We start from the raw sequence: 15,907 nt of genomic DNA, 5'->3' as shown, positions 1-15,907 counted from the left end.
GCCGTGCGGTGGCGGAGCTGTCCGGTCAGCCGCGGTGTTCGGAGGTCAGCCGCGGTGCTCTGTCACCCGCGGTGCTCTGCGGTCAGCCGCTCCAGGACCGGGATCACGTCCTTCGGCGCCGGAGCGGCCAGCATGTCCTCGTACAGACCGCGGGCCCCGAGCTGGAAGGAGGGCTCCTCCACCAGCCGGACGAGGTCCTTCTGCAGGCTGTCGACGTCGATCGCCGCCGGGTCGGCGACCAGTCCCGCGCCGCGGCGGGCGACGTAGCGCGCCGTGACCATCTCGTCCCACATCGGGAGCGGCACGACGAGCTGCGGCACCTTGCAGGCGACGGCTGCGGCGAACGTCCCGCCGCCACCGTGGTGGATGATCGCCGAGCTGGTGGGCAGCACCTGGTTGAGCGGTACGTACTCGATGGCACGGACGTTGTCCGGGAGCGTGCCCACGGCGGCGAGCTGCTCGCTGTTGAGCGTCGCGACCAGTTCCAGGTCCAGGCCGGACACGGAGTCGAAGAACTCCCGCATCGGGAAGCCGCTGTGCTGACCGGCGAGCAGTCGCCGGCTCACCCCGAGGGTGAGCACCGCGCGGGGCCGCTCGGGCCGGGAGTACAGCCACGGCGGAAGCGTGGTGGCCCCGTTGTACGGGACCCGGCGGACCGGGATGTACGTCAGGTCGAGCGGGTTGCGCATCCGGGACTGGGTGAGGTCCAGGGTCCACTGGCCGACCAGCGTCTCCTCGGTGAAGTCGAGGCCGTACCGCTCCAGCACCGGGCCCAGCCACGCCATCCACGGGTCCTCGGTGAGGTCCGAGGACGGATCGGCCAGCTCCTGCCGCGTCTTGGCGCGGATCAGGGCGATGTTGTCCATGCCGAACAGAAGCCGTGCGTGGGCGGCGCCGCAGGCACGTGCGGCCACCGCGCCGGTCGGCGCCAGCGGGTCCCACAACACCAGGTCCGGGCGCCACTCGCGGGCGAACTCGACCAGGTTGTCCAGGACCGGTCGTCGCCCGCCCTCCGCCGAGGCCGGCGGGTAGTAGGCGTTGAACATGCCCCCGAGGACGGCCCTGGCCGTGCGCCAGGCGTTCTCGTCATCGGGGTCGAGCGCCAGAGTGGGCCGGTTGGGGCCGGCGCCGGCGATGAGGGGGGCCAGCGAGGCGGTGAGCTCCTCCTTGCCGCCCAGCGACACCGCGGTGAGGCCGGCCGAGGTGATGTTCGTGATCACGTTCGGGTCGACCACGCCTTCGGGGCTCGCCACCACGACCTCATGGCCGGCAGCCTGCAGCGCCCATGCCAGCGGGATGGCGGGATACAGATGTGCCGATGTCGGAAAGACGGTGAATAGAACGCGCATCGCTGACCTCTCGGAGACTGCCGGCCCGACGCCGACGGCGTGCTGTTCGATGGAATCGTGCGAGGGGGGTCTAAAGAGCCGCTTGTGCAAGGCGGTCGGGCCATGGCCCCGCCGGAGGTCCGGGTACCGGACAGGTTTTCTCGGCTTCTGGCCTTCTGGCCTTCTGGCCTTCTCGCTGGCGCTGTGCCGGCGCGGCGTGGGGTGCCCGGCTCCCGCGGAACCATGGGCGGAGTGCGAGGGCCTGCGTCGCACGGACGGGTGGGTGTGCCGGGATGCGACGCGATACGGCGGGCCGCCGACCGGTCGTGGAGGTGCGGCTGTCGTTCCTTCAAGGGAGCCGGGTCATGGGCACCGGTCTCCGAGCCGCCTCTTGTGCCGTCCACCGCCAAACCGCGCCCGGGGGCCGGGCCGCCTACGGCCGGCGCGAGTACGAGGCGACCTCGCGGACGTTGCGCCGCGCGCTCGCACTGTGTACAGGACCCGCGCTCTCGGTCAACGGCGACGGCTACGCCCAAAAGCAAGAAGGCGTAGCCGTGGTGAACAGGCTGCCGCTGGGCAGCCGAATGTGGGCGCGGGAGCGCTTGGCCCGCAACTCCTCATGACCGAGGGGCGCTTTGCGGGAACCAAGCGTCCACGCGGGGTACCTGCGGGGGTACCCACAGGGGATGTCAGCGCTGCCAGCCGTCGGCAGTGCGCAGGCCGAAACCGAGGGCCCGGTCGACGGTGATGTGCAGCAGCCAGGTCAGACCGAAGTTGAACAGGGGAACGGCGACGGACGGAGACTCGGGGATCAGGCAGGTCAGCATGACGACGATGGCGGTGACAGGCCGGTGCACCAGGTTGTAGACGGGAACGGCCCTGCGGGGCAGTCGGCCGTGCTGGTGCGGGCCGGAGAGACCGAGGAGGAACGACAGGTCCGGTACGACGGCACCGGCGAGTGCCGCGACGACCACCCAACCGCCGTACTTCGTCGCCTCGAACACCGCAAAGACCAGCAGCACGGCGGACAACAGCCCCCAGGCGACGCGGACCTGCGGTGAGGCCGAGCTCCTGGTAGCGTCTTCCGCGGCGTCGTGTGACACGGGACATGTTCCTTTCACGTTGGATCAGTACAAACTCGGGGCGGCGCCAGAGGGCCGCGCGGCGATGGTCGTGGGAGGGCCGGAAGGCCACCTCGTTCCCCGCTCGACGGGGTCGGCGGACCTGCATCCGACGCCAGGGATGCTGTCATGGCCCCGGCATGACAAGTGAAGCGCCGGTACGTGAAAATTCTCACGACCGGCCGCCGCGGTAGCGGAGCGGGCGTCTTGCACCGCGACACGCTCCGTGGCGTACAGACGTGTCAGGGAGGCGAGTTCACGCAGGGACGCGCCCCCGTCCGCCCTGAAGACGAAGTGCCCGCCGGGCATCGTGCGCAGTGCGCGGCCGCGCCCCACGTGACACTCCCCGGCATGTACCTCGGATACCTCGGACTCCGGGTTCGTCGCACCGTTCCTCGCGGCCGGGCGGCGCCGACCCGCCGAGGCTCCGCCGCCCGCGTACGGAAAGCGGACCAGCCGTGTCGCAGGGTCGGGCTCGTCGTCCGGACCCTTCCGGGACAGGTCGCGCGTCATGGTGCTCCGTCTCGGTTCCGTCCAGGGGTGAGCGGGCCGGCCGGGTCCGCGGTGGATGAAGTGGTCCCGACCACGCGGCCTTCACGGTGCCCGGGATCACTAAAAGGCCGCCAAACTCGGCGCGGTGAGGCCGAGCGGGGGTCGGCGGCCAGGATCCCCCGGGGCGGAATGTGCATGCGCATGGAAGTCTCCATGCCCAGCTCCCGCTCGGTCGACGCGCGTAGCTCTCGAAAAACTTCGAACACCTGCCACGAGCGCCCGCTGCCCTGCTCCGGAGCCGTCAGGCACGGGCTGACCTGCTCCCGAGCCGTCGGGCGCCGGCTGGCCTGTGTCCCCGGTTGTCGGTGGTGTCCTGTTGTATGGATGCATGATGCACAGCAGTAGCGCGGATCTGCGGACGGCCGCCGATACGGTCCTGGCTCGCCTCATCGGGGACGGCTCGGCGTCGGCCAGGCTGCGGGAGGACCAGTGGCGGGCCATCGAGGCACTGGTCGCCGACAGGCGCCGTGCCCTGGTCGTCCAGCGCACGGGCTGGGGCAAGTCCGCCGTCTACTTCGTGGCCACCGCCCTGCTGCGCGAGCGGGGTGCGGGGCCGACGGTGATCGTCTCTCCTCTGCTCGCGCTGATGCGCAACCAGGTCGAGGCCGCCGCCCGGGCCGGTATCCGCGCCCGGACGATCAACTCGTCCAACCCCGAGGAGTGGGACACCATCCAGGCCGAGGTCGCCGCGGGCACCGTGGATGTGCTCCTCGTGAGCCCGGAGCGGCTCAACAACCCGGATTTCCGCGACAACGTACTGCCCAAACTGGCCGCCGCCACCGGACTCCTCGTCGTGGACGAGGCCCACTGCATCTCCGACTGGGGCCATGACTTCCGCCCCGACTACCGGCGACTGCGCACCGTGCTCACCGAGCTGCCGCCCGGCGTGCCGGTCCTCGCCACCACCGCCACCGCCAACACGCGGGTCACCGCGGACGTGGCCGAGCAGCTGGGCACCGGAACCAGCTCGGACACGCTGGTCCTGCGCGGTCCCCTGGACCGCGAGAGCCTGAGCCTGGGCGTGCTCCGGCTGCCCGACGCCGCCCACCGGCTGGCCTGGCTCGCCGACCACCTGGGCGACCTGCCGGGCTCCGGCATCATCTACACCCTCACCGTCGCGGCCGCCGAAGAGGTCACCGCCTTTCTGCGCCAGTGCGGGTACACCGTCGCCGCCTACACCGGAAAGACCGAGAACGCCGAACGCCAGCAGGCCGAAGAGGCCCTCCTCGCCAATCGGGTCAAGGCGCTGGTGGCCACCTCCGCGCTCGGCATGGGCTTCGACAAACCCGATCTCGGCTTCGTCGTCCACCTCGGCTCCCCCTCCTCCCCCATCGCCTACTACCAGCAGGTCGGACGCGCCGGCCGCGGCGTCGAGCACGCCGAGGTACTCCTGCTGCCCGGCCGCGAGGACGAGGCGATCTGGGCATACTTCGCCTCCATCGCCTTCCCGCCCGCGGAGATCGTCCACCGCACCCTCGACGCCCTCGCCCAGGCGGACCGGCCGCTGTCGCTGCCCGCACTCGAACCCCTTGTGGAGCTGAACCGCACCCGCCTGGAGACCATGCTCAAGGTTCTCGACGTCGACGGTGCCGTCCGACGAGTCAAAGGCGGCTGGATCGCCACCGGCCAACCCTGGACGTACGACACCGAGCGGTACGCCTGGGTCGCCAAACAGCGCGCGGCCGAGCAGCAGGCCATGCGCGACTACGCCACCACGGCGGCCTGCCGCATGGAGTTCCTGCGCCGTCAGCTGGACGACGAGCAGGCAGCCCCCTGCGGCCGCTGCGACAACTGCGCTGAGGCCCCCTTCACGACCGAGGTCTCCCCGGCCGCCCTGGACGCCGCTCGCGGCGAACTCGGCCGCGCCGGGGTCGTGGTGGAGCCCCGCAAGATGTGGCCGACCGGGCTCCCGGCCATCGGCGTCGACCTCAAAGGCCGCATCCCGCCCGGCGAACAGGCCGCCCCCGGCCGCGCACTCGGACGGCTCTCCGACATCGGCTGGGGCAACCGGCTCCGCCCCCTGCTCTCCCCCCACACTCCCGACGCACCCGTGCCCGACGACGTGGCCGGCGCCGTCGTGACCGTGCTGACCGACTGGGCCAAAGGGCCGGACGGCTGGGCCTCGGGCGCCCCTGACGCACCACCCCGCCCCATCGCCGTGGTCACCCTGCCCTCACGCACCCGACCACAGCTCATCCAGTCGCTCGGCTCCAGAATCTCCGACATCGGCCGTATCCCCCTGCTGGGCTCCCTCACCTACACGGACCACGCCGACGGCCTGCCCCTGCCCCGCTCGAACAGCGCCCAGCGCCTCCGCGCACTCAACGGAGCGCTCGCCGTGCCCCCGCCCCTGAGCGAGGCCCTGCGCGCCGCGGACGGCCCCGTACTGCTCATCGACGACCTCACCGAGTCCGGCTGGACACTGGCCGTGGCAGCCCGGCTGCTGCGCCGAGCCGGAGCCGGCCAAGTACTCCCGCTCGTACTCGCCGCCCAGAGCTGACCCCACCGCACGCGACTCGGAAGGGCGGAGATTTAGGCGACGGATCGCCGGAAAACGGTCGGTGGCCCCAATTGCTCGTTGCCGCAACCAGGTTCGACAGGAAGAATTGAAGTCCGCTCCCCGCACGGCTCTCCCCGTGGTCCGGTAGGGCTCCGCTGTGGGATGCGCTCCCCAAAGTCCGACCCCGCCCGCACTGTGGGCGCGTAGCCGAAGGGAGGACCGTGACCTTCGGATTCGCACCGTCCTCGGCGGCGAACATGTCGACGGCTGCCCAGCTGTCGGCCGCTTCCGCCAATCCCCCGACCCGCATGCTCGAACCCGCGGAGTGGGCCGCCGCGGGCATTCCGCTGCTGCGCGATCCCCGGGACGTCGTCAGCGGACTGCACGCACGGCACCAGCCCCGGCCCGCCACCGCGGTCGTGGCCGTTCTCGACCCGGACGAGCGGCTGCGGGCGAGCGCCTCGTTCACCCGGCGTCCGGCCCCGGCCGACGGCTGGATGTTCCGCAACGCGCTGCTCGCGCAGCTGCGCCGGGTCATCCCGCACGATCTGCGGCGCCGCACTCCCGTGCGCACGGCCGTGCTGCTCTACTGCCGCGACGGGGACGGACGTTGGACGGAGGAGGACGGCGCGTGGATGTGGGGACTGCGGGACGCGTGCACACTGCACGGGCTGCGCTGCGGGGCGTACATCACGCTGACGCGTGACGGCTGGCAGGTTCTCGGCGAGGGCCGGGGCGGACGCCGCCCCCACGCGAACTCACCCGCGGAGTCCTTCGCCACGGCCGAGGCACCGCCCCCGCTGCCGCGCACGGGAGGGGTCGCGTCGGAGGTGCTGCGCCGGGCAGCGGCCCGCTGAACCGGGCGGGGCGTGCGCCCCGCGACGGCACCTGAACCACGGACAGGCATGCCCGGCGCGCGGGCGTCCGCGCATCCCTCATTGCCCCCGCATCACTGCCTCCGCACTCCACGACGGCGTCGGCGGAGGCCCCTCACTCCCCACCGGCCCCGGGCGACAGCCCGGAGACCCGGCCTGATTCCGGGCACGCGAAACCGACCAGGCTCCCCATGGGTGGGAGTCCGGTCAGTCCCTCGCGGGTGCGAGACCGCTCAGACCCCCGCGCCCAGCACCGAGTTGATGTGCTGCGGGTCTCCGCAGACGATCAGCAGGGCACCGGCACGGGCGAGCGCCAGCGGGACCGCCTGGGCAGCGGCCGTGTCGGGACCGCCGTTGACGGCGACGACGACCACGGGACGGGCCCCGGCCCGCTGGGCAACGGCGGCGTCCGCGTAGAACACGTCGTCGCCCGCGTCGTGCTGGGCCCAGTAGGAGGCCTCGCCGAAGGACAGCTCATGGGCGGCCCACGGATGCGGCTCGCCGGTGGTGATCACCAGCACCTCACCAGGAGCCCGACCCGACTCCAGGAGCAGATCGACGGCCTCCTCGGCGGCGTCCAGGGCACCTTCCACCGAGGCCGGGATGAGCTGGATCTGTGGGCTGGCAGGGGTCGCGGCAGCGGCCGGAGCGGGTGGCCCCGGCTTGGCCACGGCAGCGTCGCGCGGTGCGCGTTGGGTCGGCATGGGCCTGGTGGGCCCTGGACGACCTGGACGCGCCGGAGCCGCGGGACGGGGACCGGGTACGGGACGGGGGGTCGGCGCGACGCGGCCGCTGGCCGGAGTGGCGCGCGGACCCTGGGCACTCTCGTGAATCTGAGGCTCCTCGGGAATGAGAGGCATGAGCTGATTTTTATCAAACGCCGTTGCGACTCGCGTCGGCGGGTGGCACATGAGTGCGAACGAAACCGTCAGAAATCGAAGCCGAGCTGACCCTCGATCTCCGGAACGCTTCCGTCCGCCCAGCTGCGGACCTTCTTGAGGTGCCGCCACTGGGGCAGCGCATCAAGATACGCCCACGACAGCCGGTGGTACGGGGTGGGGCCCCGCTCCTCCAGCGCGGCCTTGTGCACGGGTGATGGATACCCGGCGTTGGCCGCAAAACCGAAGTCTGCATGGTCGATACCCAGTTCGGCCATCATTTTGTCGCGCTGAACCTTGGCTATCACCGAGGCCGCCGCGACGGCCACGCACGACTGGTCACCCTTGATCACCGTACGCACCCGCCAGGGGGCACCCAGGTAGTCGTGCTTCCCATCGAGGATGACCGCGTCGGGCCGGACCGGCAAGGCCTCCAGGGCCCGTACGGCGGCAAGACGCAGCGCGGCCGTCATGCCCAGGTCGTCGATCTCCTCCGGAGAGGCGTGCCCGAGGGCGTACGACGTGACCCACTTCCGCAGTTCCTCGGCGAGCTTCGTGCGCTTCTTGACCGTGAGGAGCTTGGAGTCGGTGAGGCCCTCGGGCGGTCGACGCAGGCCCGTGACCGCCGCGCAGACGGTGACGGGGCCGGCCCAGGCGCCGCGCCCCACCTCGTCGACACCGGCAACGATCTTCGCTCCAGTCGTGGCGCGGAGGGAGCGCTCGACGGTGTGAGTAGGTGGTTCGTACGGCATGGCGCTCTTAGCGTACGCCGCCGCGAACCCCCCGCGACACCCAGGTTTCCTCCGGCAGCCTCAGAGCCCGCGCAGACCTCGATCCGGCGGTCTGCGGAGCGTGATCACGCACCTGCGGAACGCAGCAGCGGAACCATCAACTGGTCGACCATCTCTTCGATGTCACGCTCGCTCCATTCGCTCGCGCACATCTTGGACCGGTACATCATCATGGCCGGAATGGCGTCGAAGACATACCCGTTGGCCGCGTCCGGACGCACCTCGCCCCGCTCGATCCCGCGGTTGATGACGTCGCGGAGCAGCTTGACGGTCGGCTCCACGACCCCCTCGACGATCACTCCATTGAATCGCTCGACCTGAGCCGTGTCGCATTCGTGAATCACCGAGCGCAGCGCGAACCCGGGGCGCGAGAACATCGCCTCGCGCGCTTGCCGGCACAGCTCCAGGAGGTCCTCGCGCACGCTGCCGAGGTCGGGCGCCTCGTCGAACTGCGGCAGCCCGGCCTGGAGCGCGTCCGCGACGAGGTCCTCCTTGGACGGCCAGCGGCGGTAGACCGCGGCCTTGCCCGTCTGGGCACCCGCGGCGACGCCTTCCATCGTGAGGCCGCTCCAGCCGACCGTACTGAGCTGCTCCAGTGCGGCGTCGAGGATCGCGCGCTCGAGCACGGCACCGCGCCGGCGAAGGGAGGGTGTCCGGGCGGGGGCAGCCGTCCAGCGCGAAGTAGCCATCTGAGTATCTCCGTTGAGCAGGGGGGAGGAGGGATTCCCGGGCAGGGCGAGCGGTCGGGCAAGATCTTTCGGCAGCGACTTCAGTGAACGCTTGCGTTCACTAAGGGGGACTCACTACCGTTTGACGCGGCAGTGAACGCAAGCGTTCACTAATGCACTTGTGGGGGACCCATAGTGACAACCTCTCCGTTGATTCAGGATCAGAAGCCGGGAGCCGCCCGCCGGGAGGGGCGCCCCGGCATCGCACTCGCGGTCATCGCGGCCTGCCAACTCATGGTGGTACTCGACGCGACGATTGTGAACATCGCGCTCCCGCACATTCAAGACGCGCTCGCATTCAGCACGACCGACCTGACGTGGGTGGTCAGCGCGTACACGCTGACCTTCGGCGGCCTGCTGCTCCTCGGCGGCCGGGCCGGTGACATCCTGGGGCGGCGCCGGGTCTTCATCACCGGCATCCTGCTCTTCACGCTCGCCTCACTTTTGGGCGGATTCGCCCAGGAACCATGGCAGCTACTCGCGGCACGCGCCCTCCAGGGCGCCGGTGGCGCGATCGCGTCACCCACCTCACTGGCGCTCATCACCACCACGTTCGCCGAAGGCCCGGAACGGAACCGGGCCTTCGGTGTCTTCGCCGCCGTCTCGGCCGGCGGCGGCGCCGTCGGTCTCCTCGCCGGCGGAATGCTCACGGAGTGGCTCGACTGGCGCTGGGTGCTGTTCGTCAACGTACCGATCGGCATCCTGATAGCCGTGCTCGCGCCGATGTACATCCGCGAGTCCGAGCGGCATCCGGGACGTTTCGACATCGCGGGCGCGCTCACGTCGACGGCCGGTATGGCGTCGCTGGTGTACGGCTTCATCCGCGCCTCGGAGGAGGGCTGGCGCGACAGCCTGACCGTCGGCTCCTTCGGTGCGGCGGTCGTCCTGCTGCTGGCCTTCGGGTTCATCGAGACGCGGGCCAAGGAACCGATCACTCCGCTGCGGATGTTCACCGACCGCAACCGGTCGGGCACATACGTGATCATGCTCAGTCTGGCCGCGGCGATGTTCGGCATGTTCTTCTTCATCGTCCTCTTCGTGCAGAACGTGCTGCAGTACTCACCGATCGAGGCCGGCCTCGCCTTCCTGCCCGTGACGGGAGCGATCGTCGTGGGCGCCGGTCTGTCGCAGCGCTTCCTGCCGGTCCTCGGGCCCAAGCCGTTCATGGCGGTCGGCTCGACGCTCGTCGTGATCGGGCTCACCTGGCAGACCTTCATCAACCCCGACAGCTCGTACGCGGGCGGGGTGCTCGGCCCCATGCTGATGTTCGCCTTCGGCATGGGTCTGAACTTCGTGACGCTGACCCTGACCGCGGTCTCCGGGGTCGCCCAGCACGAGGCGGGCGCGGCGTCCGGCCTGCTCAACGCGATGCAGCAGGTGGGCGGTTCCCTCGGTCTGTCCATCCTGACCACGGTCTTCGGCACCGCCAGCCGGGACGAGGCGGAAAAGCAGATGCCGAGCTTCCTGGCGAACGGCACGGCCGAGCAGAAGGCCGAGTTCGCCAAGACCCACCAGTTGCCGGCTCCTTGGGGCCACGAGGTTCTCGCCCAGGGCATCTCGACGGCGTTCATCCCGGCCGTCGCGATGGCCGTACTCGCCCTGGCCACCGCCGTGCTGGTCATCAAGGTCCGCAAGAGCGACCTGGAGGCCCTGTCCGGCACGGCGGGACCCGCCGGGGGCTGACGACCGCGGATGGCCGGACCGCGCCCGGGGGAAACCAACGGCGAGGGCATCGGTCCGGCCATCCGCACCGTGACGCCGAAAGGCGCCCGAGACCCGCCCGCGCACCTCAGTCCGGCCCCCTCGCAGCGGTGCGTTCGCGGGTGGCCACTGGAACGCCGGCGAACAGGCAGGCCCGTCGCACCCGTACTGCGGCCGCCCGACCTGTCCCACGTCGCTTCCACAAACCGCGACGAGCTCACCGCCACTTGCTGACCCCTTGCCGGCCCCTTGCCGAACCGCTCTCAGCGGTACATGACCTCGTCCCTGAACCGTGCGCACTCGGCCGTGTCCGCCTCCGCCGACAGCGGCCGCTTGTCGAGGATGCGTCGCGCCTCTGCCTCGCCCCGACTCGTCGCGTACCAGGGCGCGTCCCGCTCGTCGAGGTCGGCCGCGACATCCCGCAGCGCACAGGACCGCAGGGGCTCGGCCAGCTTGTCGAGGGCCGGCACGGCGTCGGCGGACAGCCCGCGCGCGTAGTCGAGGTCGAACCGGCCCGTGTCCTCGTACCGTTGGACGTTGCGCTCGGCGATCAACCCGTCCGGCGACACGAGCCCGAACACCAGCACCCCGGCCGCCGCACTGGCGGCCACGGCACGCGGCAGCCAGCGGGCTCCCCACACCCCGGCCGCCAGGATGAACACGATGACCAGGCCGAGCCACAACTCCACGGCCAACACCGAGATCCTCAGTCGCGTCAGTCCATACGCCTCCACGTACATGTCCATCCGCCGCACTGCGGATGCCACCACAACGAGGGTCAGCGCACACAGAGTTCCCAGCACGGAGCGCACCAGCGTGCGATCACCCGATCGAGTGCGCGGCGCCCAGCGCAGGGCCAGGACGATGACCAGCAGCGTGAGAAGCGTCGCCAGGAGCAACTGCCAGAAGCCCTGCCGCGCGTACTCGGCGTACGTCTGCCCGGTCTTCTGGAGTACGGCGTCGTACCCGCCGAAGAGGACGGCCAACTGAACGGCGTTGAACACGGCGAACAGCACGATGAGCACGATCAGCGGCAGCGCCCACTCGACGCGACCACGGGCACGTCCCTCGGGCACTTCGACCTGGTCCCAGTGAACGGGTGCGGCAGCCGTGCGTGCCGCCGCGAGCGCTCCGACGAGACCGAGAGCGAAGAGCAGCACACGCCAGGGGCCGTCGGCCACCGAGGTGTCCGGCACCAGGGCGCCGAGCAGGTCCGCGAAGGCCGCGTCCGCGCCGGCGAACAGCGCGCCGAACACCAGCACAAGCACCGCGGCGACGGCGAGCGCCCGCAGGACCGGGCCCAGCCGCTCGCGGGCGCCGCCCGACAGGCTGCGCAGCCCTTGCCAGGCCCAGGCGGGGCCGGTGACCACCGCGTTGAGCACGCCGATCGGGCCGAGCAGAACGGCCGGCCAGCTGCGGCCTCCGTGCAGTGCGAGGGAGCCCGCCGCGACCGCGGTGACGACGGCGAGGAACGACGGCCACTCCGCGTCACGCAACGCCGGAACGGTCAGCAGCGCCAGCCCCAGGGCTCCCCAGACGAGCGTCCACGCGCGCGGGCGACGGCCGGCCCGCCGGGCGGCGAAGTACACGGCGAGCACTGCCGGAACCGCGACGATCAACAGGTTGACGGCTGCTCCGTCACCGAGCAGCAGCATGCTGAGGATGCCCGTGGCCAGGGCGGCCCACAGGGTCGGGGTGCGGACGCGCGCGGGTTCGTCGACCTGGAGGCCGGCCAGCCAGGTACCCGGGCCGGCCCCCGGTGGCCCTGCGACGGGAGCCGCCTCCGACGAGCTCGCCCGGGACCTGGACGGGTCCTCGGGTGTGTCGGCAGCCAAGGCGCGCCCTCCGGGCCCCCCGCCCTTCGGCTCGGACGCGGACGATGTGTCGGACACGGGCCCCCTCCCGGCCGGCCCCGTACGCCCACCTACGCAGCGTGCCGCTGCGGCGGAAGGCTCGTGACCGGTGTCTCGTCGACGCACACCGTCATGATCGACAGGCGGCGTTGCGCGAGGGTATGCCGGGGTTCGGGCACCACAGCGGGGTGAAAGCCTTCTGTGGCACGCCTGTGACAGTTGGGGTGTTCGTGACGCTTGAGTTCAGGGCACAGCCTGTCCGTGACATGAGCGGCAGCGGGATGAGGCAGAGACCGCCGCTAGCGCACCGGAGCCCAGTCCGGCAGCACTTCTGTCTGCCGCAGCCACTCCTCGGGAGGTGTCCCCGCCTTACCGGAGGCGACGACTCCCCCGACGATGGCGCAGGTCGTGTCCACGTCTCCGCCCGCCTGGGCCGTCGCCCAGAACGCCTGCCTGTAGTCGCCGAGGGCCTTCGCGGCCGACCAGATCGCGAAGGGCACCGTGTCGTGCGCCGACGTGCGCCGGCCGCACCCGAGTACGGCGGCGACGGTGCTCGCGTCCCCGTAGTCGAGCATGTCGCGGGCGCGTCGCAGTCCCGCGTCGACGGCACTTCTGGGCATGAGTGCGATGACGCCGTCGAGCAACGCTTCGGCGCTCGGCGGCCCTGCCGGGTCGGCCACGAGGGCGGCGGCAGCGGCGACGGCCATGGCACCGGCGACGGCCTCGCGGTGCTGATGGGTGGGGTACGCCGAGATCTCCGCCTGGTGGGTCGCCTGCTCGGGGTCGTCCGCGTACCAGGCCCCCAAGGGGGCGATCCGCATGGCCGCGCCGTTGCCCCAGGAGCCCTGCCCGTCGAAGAGCGCGGAGGCGAGCTCCCGCCACTCGCCGCCCTCCCTGATCAGCCGCAGCAGCCGGTTGACCGCCGGCCCGTAGCCACGGTCGAAGTCGTGGTGCTCGGCGAAGGACCGGGCCAGCTCGTCCTGGTCGATCCTTTGGTGGGCGGCGAGGATCGCCACGACGGAGCAGGCCATCTCCGTGTCGTCCGTCCACTGCCAGGGGCCGGTCGGCGTCTCACGGCGCTTGAGCAGCGGATAGTTCGCGGGTACGAAGTACTGGGAGCCCAGTGCGTCCCCCACCGAGAGTCCGCGCAGGCTGCTCAGGGCGCGGTTCAGACGTGCGTCAGGAGAGGAGTCAGCGGTCATCGCCCTGCCACTCTAACCGGTGACTCCGTACGACTCCGGGTCACGCCAGCGTTCAAAGGGGCGGTCAAGGGTGTACTTGCCGTCGTCCCCGAGAACGAGCATCCGCATCTCCGCGTTCCCGGGGTTGGACAGCGACTCGAACTCGGCGACCGACCAGTGGAACCACCGCATGCAGAACAGCCGCATGGCCAGGCCGTGGGTCACCAGGAGCACGTTCGGCGGGTGGTCGGGGTCCTCGAAGCTGCGGAACAGGCTCTCCAGGAAGCCGCCGACCCGGTCGTACACGTCGGCCCCGGACTCGCCCTGCGCGAAGCGGTAGAAGAAGTGCCCGTACGCGTCCCGGTACGACTTCTGGAGCTGTACGTCATCCCGGTCCTGCCAGTTGCCCCAGTCCTGCTCGCGCAGCCGTGGCTCCTCGCGGACGCGCACCATCTCGGGGTCGAGGTGGAAGGCCCGGAACGTCTCGTGGGTGCGGCGGTACGGGGAGACGTACACGCTGACGCGCTCCCGGCCGAACACCTCCCGGAGCCGTTTGCCGGTCTCTTCCGCCTGCCGCCAGCCGAGCTCGGTGAGCCCCAGGGCATGGTCGGGCTCGCGTTCGTACACGGTGTCGTCGGCGTTGCCCGTTGACTCGCCGTGCCGGACAAGGACGATGCGCCGTGGTCGTGCCATGCCAAAACCCTAGATCGGGTGACGGTCGATCGAGCACCCGTATGGGCTCCTTACGGTGTAGGTCACACAGGTCCTGCACACCAAGGGTCGCATTTTGCACCTTCCGGCACCCTTTTGGCGCATCTGGATCTCATCTGGATCTCAAACCCATGTCGTCCAGATCTTGGACCCACCTCACCCGCGGATCCGCATCCCGGACTCACCCCTCACGAACGCATCCAGATTCCGGACTCACCCCCGGCGCCGGCGTCCGAATCTCAAACTCACCGACTCAAACCGTCCAGGCGGACTCCAGGTCCACGATGTCACCGGCGAGCGCCGCGACATCGGCCTCGATCTGGGCTCGCAGGGCGAGCCGCTCCACGCGTTCGGTGCGGTACTTTCCGTGCTCGGCGGCCGACAGCCACATGGAGAGGATCATGAACTCGTGGCCCGGCGCCTCACCGAAGAGGCCCCGCACCATGCCGGGAGAGCCGGCCATCGCGGGGTTCCAGACCTTCTCCTGCATCAGCGCGAAGTGCTCGGCACGCTCCTCATGAACGCGACAGTGCGCCACCCGCACCAGATCGGCGTCCGTGAAGCGCGGTTCGAAGCCGGTCTTCACATCGAAGCGGTAGTCGAAGAGCTTGACCTGCGGGTCCTTGAAGGTACCGGACTGTGAGGCGGCGAGCCGGTCATGGGAACGCGCCATGAAGGAGTCGTAGAAGGCACGGCTCTCCCAGAAGGAGAAGATGTGGGCCACACCGGGCCGCGCACGGCTCCAGCCGCCACCCTGCCCACGGAAACCCGGCTCCCCCAGAAGCCCCGCCCACTTTCGCTGCCCCCGTTCGAAACCGCGGCGGTCCACCACGGTGCAGCGAATCCACTTGACCAGCACCGCGCCATGGTAAGGCCACGGAGCGTGGCGCCGGTCACGCTCCGGCGGAGTGCACCCGAGCGAGCGCCCCCGCGCGCGTGGGAGGATGGACAACGGGCCTGGACTGTAAGGAAGTTCGGGCGGCAGGCCCAGGAATCGGGGAGGGAGATCTGGTGAACGGCCTCAACAAGGGCATCGGCAAGGTCGAGGTGGCGGTGAAATGGGATCCGAGCCCCTCGGGACAGGCACCCACGGACCTCGACCTCGTCGCGGCGACCTACCTGGCCGCCGAGCCGAGCGGAAACCCCGACTACGTGGTGCACTTCGACAGCCGCTCCCCCGACGGCACCATCATCCTCAACCGCGACAGCAAGACCGGTCAGGGCTTCGGCTGGGACGAGGTCATGACTGTCGAGCTCAGCCGGCTCGACAGCCGCTACGCGCGCGTGGTGGTGGGCGTGGCCATTCAGCAGCGGGCCGGCCGGAAGACCTTCGTCAACGTCCACAACTCCGCCCTGCGCGTCCGTGAGGGCTACACCGTCCTGGCCGAGGACGACTTCGGCGGCGTCCTGAACTCCACGGCGGCGACCGTCGCGGAGTTCGTGCGCGACGACTCGGGAGAGTGGTCGTTCCGACCGGGCGTCCACGGCTACGAGGAGGACCCGGCGTCCTTCGCCCGCGTCATGGGCAGCCTGGGCGAGTCCTGACCCGCTCACGGCACCCGTCAGCACTGAAGGGCAGTACGGTCATCGGCCGTTACTGCCCTTCAGTGCGTACTCGCGCGAAGAGACCCAGCTCCGGCGGAAACTCCGCCCACCACGTCAGCCGCTGGTCTCCAGCGGCAAGATGC

Annotated in this window: 13 protein-coding genes; 4 read left to right on the top strand and 9 right to left on the bottom strand. The window is 70.7% G+C overall.

The genetic code is table 11. The features are described from left to right. Window positions 1-62: 62 nt before the first annotated feature. Window positions 63-1,349: an activator-dependent family glycosyltransferase gene (locus E0500_RS19465; protein ID WP_131563402.1), complete on the bottom strand. Its 1,287-nt coding sequence runs from the start codon at window positions 1,347-1,349 to the stop codon at window positions 63-65. A 668-nt stretch (window positions 1,350-2,017) separates the two neighbouring features. Next, complete coding sequence (locus E0500_RS19460) at window positions 2,018-2,431, bottom strand: DUF4260 family protein (RefSeq protein ID WP_165934988.1); 414 nt, start codon at window positions 2,429-2,431, stop codon at window positions 2,018-2,020. A gap of 898 nt (window positions 2,432-3,329) precedes the next feature. Here E0500_RS19460 and E0500_RS19455 point away from each other — a divergent pair. Together E0500_RS19455 and E0500_RS19450 are read left to right on the top strand one after the other, a co-directional pair. Then, complete coding sequence (locus tag E0500_RS19455; protein ID WP_131563400.1) at window positions 3,330-5,501, top strand: RecQ family ATP-dependent DNA helicase; 2,172 nt, start codon at window positions 3,330-3,332, stop codon at window positions 5,499-5,501. A gap of 221 nt (window positions 5,502-5,722) precedes the next feature. After that, complete coding sequence (locus E0500_RS19450; protein ID WP_131563399.1) at window positions 5,723-6,358, top strand: hypothetical protein; 636 nt, start codon at window positions 5,723-5,725, stop codon at window positions 6,356-6,358. A gap of 251 nt (window positions 6,359-6,609) precedes the next feature. Here E0500_RS19450 and E0500_RS19445 read toward each other — a convergent pair whose 3' ends face one another. The 3 genes from E0500_RS19445 to E0500_RS19435 all read right to left on the bottom strand — a co-directional run bounded on the left by E0500_RS19445 (window position 6,610) and on the right by E0500_RS19435 (window position 8,734). Then, the gene (locus E0500_RS19445; RefSeq protein WP_131563398.1) at window positions 6,610-7,236 is read right to left on the bottom strand and encodes a hypothetical protein; all 627 of its coding nucleotides are present in this window, start codon (window positions 7,234-7,236) and stop codon (window positions 6,610-6,612) included. A gap of 68 nt (window positions 7,237-7,304) precedes the next feature. Next, the gene (locus E0500_RS19440; protein ID WP_131563397.1) at window positions 7,305-8,006 is read right to left on the bottom strand and encodes a ribonuclease HII; all 702 of its coding nucleotides are present in this window, start codon (window positions 8,004-8,006) and stop codon (window positions 7,305-7,307) included. 104 nt (window positions 8,007-8,110) lie between these two features. Further along, window positions 8,111-8,734, bottom strand: coding sequence for a TetR/AcrR family transcriptional regulator (locus tag E0500_RS19435; RefSeq protein WP_131563396.1), 624 nt, complete (start codon window positions 8,732-8,734; stop codon window positions 8,111-8,113). A gap of 174 nt (window positions 8,735-8,908) precedes the next feature. Between E0500_RS19435 and E0500_RS19430 the strand changes: the two genes are divergently transcribed. Next, window positions 8,909-10,456, top strand: coding sequence for an MFS transporter (locus E0500_RS19430; RefSeq protein WP_131563395.1), 1,548 nt, complete (start codon window positions 8,909-8,911; stop codon window positions 10,454-10,456). A gap of 281 nt (window positions 10,457-10,737) precedes the next feature. Here E0500_RS19430 and E0500_RS19425 read toward each other — a convergent pair whose 3' ends face one another. The 4 genes from E0500_RS19425 to E0500_RS19410 all read right to left on the bottom strand — a co-directional run bounded on the left by E0500_RS19425 (window position 10,738) and on the right by E0500_RS19410 (window position 15,078). Then, window positions 10,738-12,210 carry a DUF4153 domain-containing protein gene (locus E0500_RS19425; protein WP_258573382.1) on the bottom strand — a complete coding sequence of 491 codons (1,473 nt, stop codon included), beginning with the start codon at window positions 12,208-12,210 and terminating at the stop codon, window positions 10,738-10,740. A gap of 416 nt (window positions 12,211-12,626) precedes the next feature. Beyond that, a complete protein-coding gene (locus E0500_RS19420; protein ID WP_131563394.1) occupies window positions 12,627-13,529 on the bottom strand; it encodes an ADP-ribosylglycohydrolase family protein in 903 nt (300 codons plus the stop codon). 12 nt (window positions 13,530-13,541) lie between these two features. Further along, window positions 13,542-14,201 carry a histidine phosphatase family protein gene (locus E0500_RS19415; protein WP_131563393.1) on the bottom strand — a complete coding sequence of 220 codons (660 nt, stop codon included), beginning with the start codon at window positions 14,199-14,201 and terminating at the stop codon, window positions 13,542-13,544. Window positions 14,202-14,472: 271 nt separating this feature from the next. Further along, the gene (locus tag E0500_RS19410) at window positions 14,473-15,078 is read right to left on the bottom strand and encodes a YdbC family protein (RefSeq protein WP_131563392.1); all 606 of its coding nucleotides are present in this window, start codon (window positions 15,076-15,078) and stop codon (window positions 14,473-14,475) included. A gap of 152 nt (window positions 15,079-15,230) precedes the next feature. On the opposite strand from E0500_RS19410, the gene E0500_RS19405 reads away from it, so the two are divergent. After that, on the top strand, window positions 15,231-15,764 hold the full coding sequence (locus E0500_RS19405) for a TerD family protein (RefSeq protein WP_131563391.1): 534 nt from the start codon (window positions 15,231-15,233) through the stop codon (window positions 15,762-15,764). Window positions 15,765-15,907 lie beyond the last annotated feature (143 nt).

It is taken from the genome of Streptomyces sp. KM273126, from assembly GCF_004337435.2.
Taxonomy (GTDB): Bacteria; Actinomycetota; Actinomycetes; order Streptomycetales; family Streptomycetaceae; genus Streptomyces; species Streptomyces acidicola.
This window is presented reverse-complemented; position numbering and strand designations above follow the sequence as displayed.